Genomic DNA, 6294 nt, shown 5'->3' with positions numbered 1-6294 from the left:
AGAACGAGGGGCTGTGACATGGGCTATGACCTCGTCGGCTGGGATGTTCGAATAAACAACCCTTGGCCGCGCGAGGGCATAGACCTCTCACGTTCTGCCCCTTCACTTTCTGCCTACAAAAATGGCTGAACTATAGTCTAGGGACAAGAATCCCTGGTGGCCTGCCATGAGCAAGCCCTGAGCGGAGCGAAGGGCGCGTCGAATGGCGGAGGGGGAGGGATTCGAACCCCCGGGCCGATCACTCGGCCAGCGGTTTTCAAGACCGCCTCCTTAAGCCGCTCGGACACCCCTCCGTGCGTCAGGAAGTTGAAGGCAGACATGTGATAGGCGACCGAGAAAAGCGGCTGGCAGCCACTCCGTCGGCGCGCCGAGCACCGCCGTCACCGCTCCCGCCGCGACCCGCCTCAGAACCGGCGCAGGCCGAGGATGACCTTGCCGATGATCGCGACTCGATCCGCGTCGGCGTAGATGGGCTCCATGGTGGAGTTCGCCGGCTGCAGGCGTATGCGGCCGTTCTCGCGATAGAACCGCTTGACCGTCGCCTCGTCCTCCAGCAGCGCCACCACCACGTCGCCGTCGGCCGCCGCTGATTGCTTCTCCACGACCACGAAGTCGCCATCGAAGAGCCCCGCCTCGATCATGCTGTCGCCCTTGACCCGCAGCATGAAGGTGCCCTCGCCGCTGACGAGGTCGGCGGGCAGGGCATAGACTTCCTCGATGTTCTCCTCGGCCAGGATCGGCTGGCCGGCTGCGACCTGCCCGACCAGGGGCACGCTCACGCTCGGCCGCCGCACCATCGCCGGATCGTGGCTGCGGATGATCTCCACCGACCGCGCCTTGGTGCGGTTGCGGCGAATGTACCCCTTGCGCTCCAGGGCATCGAGATGCCGCTGGACGGTGCAGCTCGAGCTCAGACCCACGCGCTGCCCCAACTCGCGCACCGTCGGCGGAGCCCCCGTCGCGCGGTATATCTCGTGGATACCGCTCAGTATGCTCTTCTGGCGTTCTGTCAGCCGCTCCATCGCTTCCCTCCTTCCGTGTCCGTCACCGGGCGATCCGGGCCCGACATTCTGAAGGCTCCCACATTATACCACGAACGCATGGTTTCGCAAACTGCTGTTCATGGCGGGCGTTATGGGCCGGGTCTTGTCACGAGGCCCTGGCAGTCGCTTCCCGGTAGGCAGCCCGCCGCGGCTGCGACGGATGGGGAGCGGCCAGCGTCCGATGGAGGCCGTAGAAGAAGTGGGCGGCGCCCGGTGCGCGGGCCGGGCGCCGCAGTGGAGGGTGCTGACACCGAGCGGTGCGTCACTCCGCTCGGATCTAGGGGTACCGTTACGACCCCGCGAATCGCGGTACAACCGCACTTTACCTCACCCCCTCGACGGCGTCAACGACCCTCGTGTCCACGGATTACCACAGTGTGGTACGGACCCTACAAGAACGCTGCCGCGTCGTGGGGAGGATGGTCGGAGCATGGGCGCCCTCGCCCGTGACATCCCGGCCGAGGCGGCCAGGCTCCATGGCGCGGTCTCACCGGCCCTGACGGATGGCGGAGAGGGCGGGATTCGAACCCGCGATCCCGGGGTTAGCGGGATACTCGATTTCGAGTCGAGCGCCTTCGTCCGCTCGGCCACCTCTCCGCGCTCAGTATAGCCGCGTGGAATTGGGGGTGTCAATGCGGGCAAGGACGAGGAGAAGGCCGCGAGCCGGGCCGTCCCGCGGCTACCCGGTCTTATCAGCCGCGCGCTGCGCCTCGGCCACCAGCGCCGCCACCGCTTGCTCGAGGGACACGCGCCGCACGACCTCGCCGCGGCTGAAGAGCACTCCGCCGCGGGCGTCGGCGGCGAAGCCCACATCGGCGTCGCGCGCCTCGCCGGGGCCGTTGACCGCGCACCCCATGACCGCTACCCGCAGCTCCCGCCCCTCGCGTCGCAGGCGCTGGTCGAGCGGGCGCAACTGTTCCTCGACTGCCAGTGCGGCCTGCTCCACGTCCATCCCGCAGCGGGCGCAAGTCGGGCAGCTCACCAGCGTAACGCCGCCGCGGCGCAGCTCGAGCGCGCGCAGGATGTCGCGCCCGACGCGCACCTCCTGCACCGGCGGCGCGGAAAGCGAGACGCGCACCGTGTCGCCGATACCTTCCGCCAGCAGCGCGCCGATGCCCACCGCTGAGCGCACGATTCCCGCCGGCGGCGGGCCCGCCTCAGTGATCCCGAGGTGCAGGGGATAGTCGGTCTCGCGCGCGGCCAACCGGTAGGCGGCGATGGTGGCGGGGACGTCGAAGGCCTTGAGCGAGAGCACGATATCGTCGAAGTCGAGGTCTTGCAGGATGCGCACGTGCTGCATCGCCGCCGCGAACAAGGCCCGGGCAGCGCCGTCGGCGGTGAACAGGGAGTCGCGGTAGCGGGCGCGCACGTCGGGCGGCAGCGAGCCGAGGTTGGCGCCGACGCGCAGGGGGACGCCGCGATCGCGCGCCGCCGCCACCACCGCGCGCACGTGCTCGGGGCGGCGCAGGTTGCCGGGGTTGAGGCGCAGCTTGTCCACTCCCGCCTCCAGCGCCATCAGCGCCAGGCGATGATCGAAATGGATATCGGCGATCACGGGCAGCGGCGCCTGCGCGGCGATGCGGGCGAGGGCGCGCGCGGCCTCTGCGTCGGGGACGGCGATGCGCACCAGGTCGCAGCCGGCCTGCTCGAGCTCGTGGGTCTGGGCCAGGGTCGCGGCGACATCGCGGGTGTCGGTCTTGGTCATGGACTGCACCGACACCGGCGCGCCGCCGCCGATGAGCACCCCCCCGACCCGCACTTGGCGCGTGGCCCCCATTGCCCTACCCCACGTACTTGTCGATCAGGTGCGCGATGTCCTTGAGGGTGACCAGCGCCAGCAGCAGCAGCAGAAGCGCAAACCCGACGAGGTGAACGATCGCCTCCCGACGCTTGTCAATGGGACGGCGGCGGATGCCCTCGATGGCGATGAAAACCAGGCGCGAGCCGTCGAGCGCGGGGATGGGCAGCAGGTTGATGACGCCGATGTTGATGCTGATGACCGCGGACCAGAGCAGGAACTGGCGCCAGCCGACGCGCACGGCATCGCTCATCAGGTCGGCGATCTGGAGCGGCCCGCCGACCGCCGCCGGCACCTTGCCGCCAACCATTCCCATCAAGAGCCTGAGCATCACGGCGGTCATCTCGTAGGCGCCGACGAAGCCGGACTTGATGGACTTCCAGAAGCCCATGGGCCGGGTGATGTCGGCGAAGACGACGCCGATGCGACCGACCGGGCGCAGCACCACCCGGCCCGGGCCGTCGGGCGTCGGTTCGAGGTCCTCCACCTTCTCCTCGCGCGGCGTCAGGTGGTACGCAAGGTAGCGGTCCCCGCGTTTGACCACCAGCCGCATGGGCATGTCGGGGCGACCGCTGATGAAGTCGTGCATCTGCTCGACGCTCATCTGGCGCGACGGCTTGGAGGTCGGCGCGGCCCGCACCTCGGGGGCGGTGACCGCCACCGGCCCCGCGTCCACCAGGGTGTCGCCCGGATGCAGCCCGGCGACAGCGGCGGGCGTCCCGGGCAGGACCCTGGCGAGCGAGGTGCTGCTGCCCACCACCTCGCCGAAGACCAGCCCGATCACCCAGAACAGGATGACGGCGAGCACGAGGTTCATGCCCGAGCCGGAGGCGATGACCGCCAGCCGCGCCCACACCGGCTTCTTGTCGAAGCCGTGGGGCACATCCTCATCCGGCTCCATGCCGGCGATGCGGACGAAACCGCCGATGGGCACCGGCCGCAGCGCATACTGCGTGCCCCCGCGCTTGAACGACAGCAGCACCGGGTGCCCGAAGCCCAGCGAGAACTCATACACCGCCATCCCCGCGAGCTTGGCGACGACGAAATGGCCGAACTCGTGAAAGAGGATGATGAGGGCGAGCAGGGCGAGCGTGAGCAGGACCGACATGCCGGGCGCCGGCATGGCCAGGGCAATGGGAAACGTCATCTACGTCATCTTTCCGCAGGGCCGCCGGAGCAGCCTTTTCGTGATGATACCACTAATCAAGCAGGTTGTGGGCCGCGCTTCGCGCCGCCGTGTCGGCGGCGACCACCTGTTCGAGGGTGTCGGCGGGGGCGGCGGCGACGCGATCGAGCACGGTGGCGATGATGCGCGGGATATCGAGGAAGCCGATGCGCCCCGCCAGAAACGCCGCCACCGCCACCTCGTCGGCGCCGTTGAGGGCGACCGGGGCCGCGCCGCCGCGCCTCGCGACCTGATAGGCCAAGCCCAGGCAGGGGTAGCGATCGAAGTCCACCGCGCCGAACGTCAGCTCCCCGACCTCGCTCAGCTCTAGCCCCCCCCGGCGCTGCGGCAGGCGCTCCGGGTAGCCCAGGGCGTACTGGATGGGCAGGCGCATGTCGGGCTGACTGAGCTGGGCCAAGGTCGCGCCGTCGGCGAACTCGACCAGGGAATGGACGATACTCTGGTGGTGCAGGACGACCTCGATGCGCTCCACCGCCACCCCGAACAACCATCGCGCCTCGATCACCTCCAGGCCCTTGTTCATCAGGGTGGCGGAATCCACCGTGACCTTGGGCCCCATGTCCCAGGTGGGGTGGGCGAGCGCCTGCTGCGGCGTCACCGCCGCCAGCTCCGCCGGCGACAGGTCGCGCAGCGCCCCGCCGGAGGCGGTGAGAATGAGGCGGCGCACGTCCTGTCGGCGATGGCCCAGCAGGCACTGGAACAGGGCGCTGTGCTCGCTGTCCACGGGGAGGATCTCGGCGCCGCAGCGCCGCGCCTCGGCCATGATGAGCGCGCCGGCGGCGACCAGGGGTTCCTTGTTGGCGAGGGCGATGCGCTTGCCGGCGCCGATGGCGGCGAGCACCGGGGCGAGGCCCGCCATGCCCGAAATGGCCCCGACCACGGTCGCCGCGCAATCGAGAGTCGCCGCCTCCGCGACTCCCGCGGGGCCCGCGGCGACGCGGACGCCGGCGCCCTCCAGCCGCGCCCGCAGCTCCGGCGCGCGGGATTCGTCGAGCACGACGACCAGGTCGGGCTGGAAGCGGCGCGCCTGCTCCGCCAGCGCCTCGACGTTGCGTGCCGCCGCCAGCGCCGCCACCCGGAAGTGCTCCGGCGCGTCGGCGATGACCTCGAGCGTCTGGCGCCCGATGGATCCCGTCGAGCCCAGGACGGCAATGCCTGTCCCTGTCATGTCACCGGCTCACAGGTCCGCTACCAGCGCGTACCACGACACCAGGATGTAGAGAAAGGCGGGCGCCGCCCACAGCAGGCTATCGAAGCGGTCGAGCACGCCGCCGTGACCACGGATGATATCGCCGGAGTCCTTGACCCCGGCCCACCGCTTGAGCGCGGATTCGGCCAGGTCGCCGCCCAGCCCCGCGACCCCCACGACCGCCCCCACCCCCAGCACCGCGGCGATGGCGCCGAACTTGATGGCCGCGCCGCCCTCGGCGCCCACGACCTCGACCGCCGCGGCGACGGCGAAGACGATGGCGCAGGCGGCGATGCCGGCGATGGTGCCGATGATAGTCTTGCCGGGGCTCAGGCGAGGCCACAGCTTGCGGCCGTCCAGCAGCTTGCCGGCGGCGAAAGCGGCGGTGTCAGCAATCCACACCGCGGCGATCAAGAGCGCGACTGGCCACACCCCCCACGGGGCTGCGAAGTCCGGATCCACTCGCCGCAGGAAGATCAGACATGACAGCAGGCCCCCGATGTAGAGCGCGCCCACCGCTACCAGCACGAAATCGCGCACCGCGCCCAGCGGCCCGCCGGGCGGCGGAGGCTCGTGCGCCTTCCTCGCCGCGGGCGGATTCCCCGCGGCGACCGGCGCCGACGGCTTCCCCCGGGGCAGCGCGCGGCGGCTGATGTCGCCGATGAGGGCGAGGGCCACCATCAGCACGTCCACCACGATGACGATGGTCAGGGCGAGCAAGACTAGGTCATTGTAGTCGTAATGGTAGAAGTACGGGAACAGCGGCGGCAGCATGCCCATCATCTTGCCCAGATCTTTGGGTGGATGGAAGCCGCGGTGACACAGCAGCAGGCGGAATTCCTCGGCGCCAAGCATTGACACCACCATCACCACCGCCAGCAGCGGCAGGCCGTGGGCCCACGGATAGCCGTCGAGGAAGATGAGGCCGTAGAGAATGGGCAGCCCTATGGCTGCGCTCAGGGCGCGCTGACGAAACATGGAAGACCCGATCGTGCTCACCGGCAAGTTGCGCTGGTATTATACCAGCGCCGCCAGCCGGTGGCAACGTCAGCGAGACATCGTCTTGGGACCGGACAGG

5 protein-coding genes and 2 tRNA genes are annotated in these 6294 nt (G+C 69.8%); all 7 read right to left on the bottom strand.

Annotated features, from left to right (window positions below; genetic code table 11):
* Positions 1–203: 203 nt before the first annotated feature.
* Positions 204–293 (bottom strand) — tRNA-Ser (locus VM221_02950).
* A 111-nt stretch (positions 294–404) separates the two neighbouring features.
* Positions 405–1022, bottom strand: coding sequence for a transcriptional repressor LexA (gene lexA / locus VM221_02945; GenBank protein ID HUT73778.1), 618 nt, complete (start codon positions 1020–1022; stop codon positions 405–407).
* Positions 1023–1547: 525 nt separating this feature from the next.
* A tRNA-Ser gene (locus VM221_02940) sits at positions 1548–1640 on the bottom strand.
* An 82-nt stretch (positions 1641–1722) separates the two neighbouring features.
* Positions 1723–2820 carry a flavodoxin-dependent (E)-4-hydroxy-3-methylbut-2-enyl-diphosphate synthase gene (gene ispG, locus VM221_02935; GenBank protein ID HUT73777.1) on the bottom strand — a complete coding sequence of 366 codons (1098 nt, stop codon included), beginning with the start codon at positions 2818–2820 and terminating at the stop codon, positions 1723–1725.
* A 4-nt stretch (positions 2821–2824) separates the two neighbouring features.
* Positions 2825–3988, bottom strand: a complete 1164-nt coding sequence (locus VM221_02930; GenBank protein HUT73776.1) for a M50 family metallopeptidase — start codon at positions 3986–3988, stop codon at positions 2825–2827.
* Between the two features lie 52 nt (positions 3989–4040).
* The gene (locus VM221_02925) at positions 4041–5195 is read right to left on the bottom strand and encodes a 1-deoxy-D-xylulose-5-phosphate reductoisomerase (GenBank protein HUT73775.1); all 1155 of its coding nucleotides are present in this window, start codon (positions 5193–5195) and stop codon (positions 4041–4043) included.
* Between the two features lie 9 nt (positions 5196–5204).
* Positions 5205–6194 carry a phosphatidate cytidylyltransferase gene (locus VM221_02920; protein ID HUT73774.1) on the bottom strand — a complete coding sequence of 330 codons (990 nt, stop codon included), beginning with the start codon at positions 6192–6194 and terminating at the stop codon, positions 5205–5207.
* Positions 6195–6294: the final 100 nt, after the last annotated feature.

The organism is Armatimonadota bacterium, assembly GCA_035527535.1.
In the GTDB taxonomy this organism is placed as follows: Bacteria; Armatimonadota; Hebobacteria.
This window is presented reverse-complemented; position numbering and strand designations above follow the sequence as displayed.

Coding starts and splice junctions, on each gene's coding strand:
- VM221_02930 (HUT73776.1), bottom strand. CDS start 3,988: ATGACGTTTCCCATTGCCCTGGCCATGCCGGCGCCCGGCATGTCGGTC.
- VM221_02920 (HUT73774.1), bottom strand. CDS start 6,194: ATGTTTCGTCAGCGCGCCCTGAGCGCAGCCATAGGGCTGCCCATTCTC.
- ispG (HUT73777.1), bottom strand. CDS start 2,820: ATGGGGGCCACGCGCCAAGTGCGGGTCGGGGGGGTGCTCATCGGCGGC.
- lexA (HUT73778.1), bottom strand. CDS start 1,022: ATGGAGCGGCTGACAGAACGCCAGAAGAGCATACTGAGCGGTATCCAC.
- VM221_02925 (HUT73775.1), bottom strand. CDS start 5,195: ATGACAGGGACAGGCATTGCCGTCCTGGGCTCGACGGGATCCATCGGG.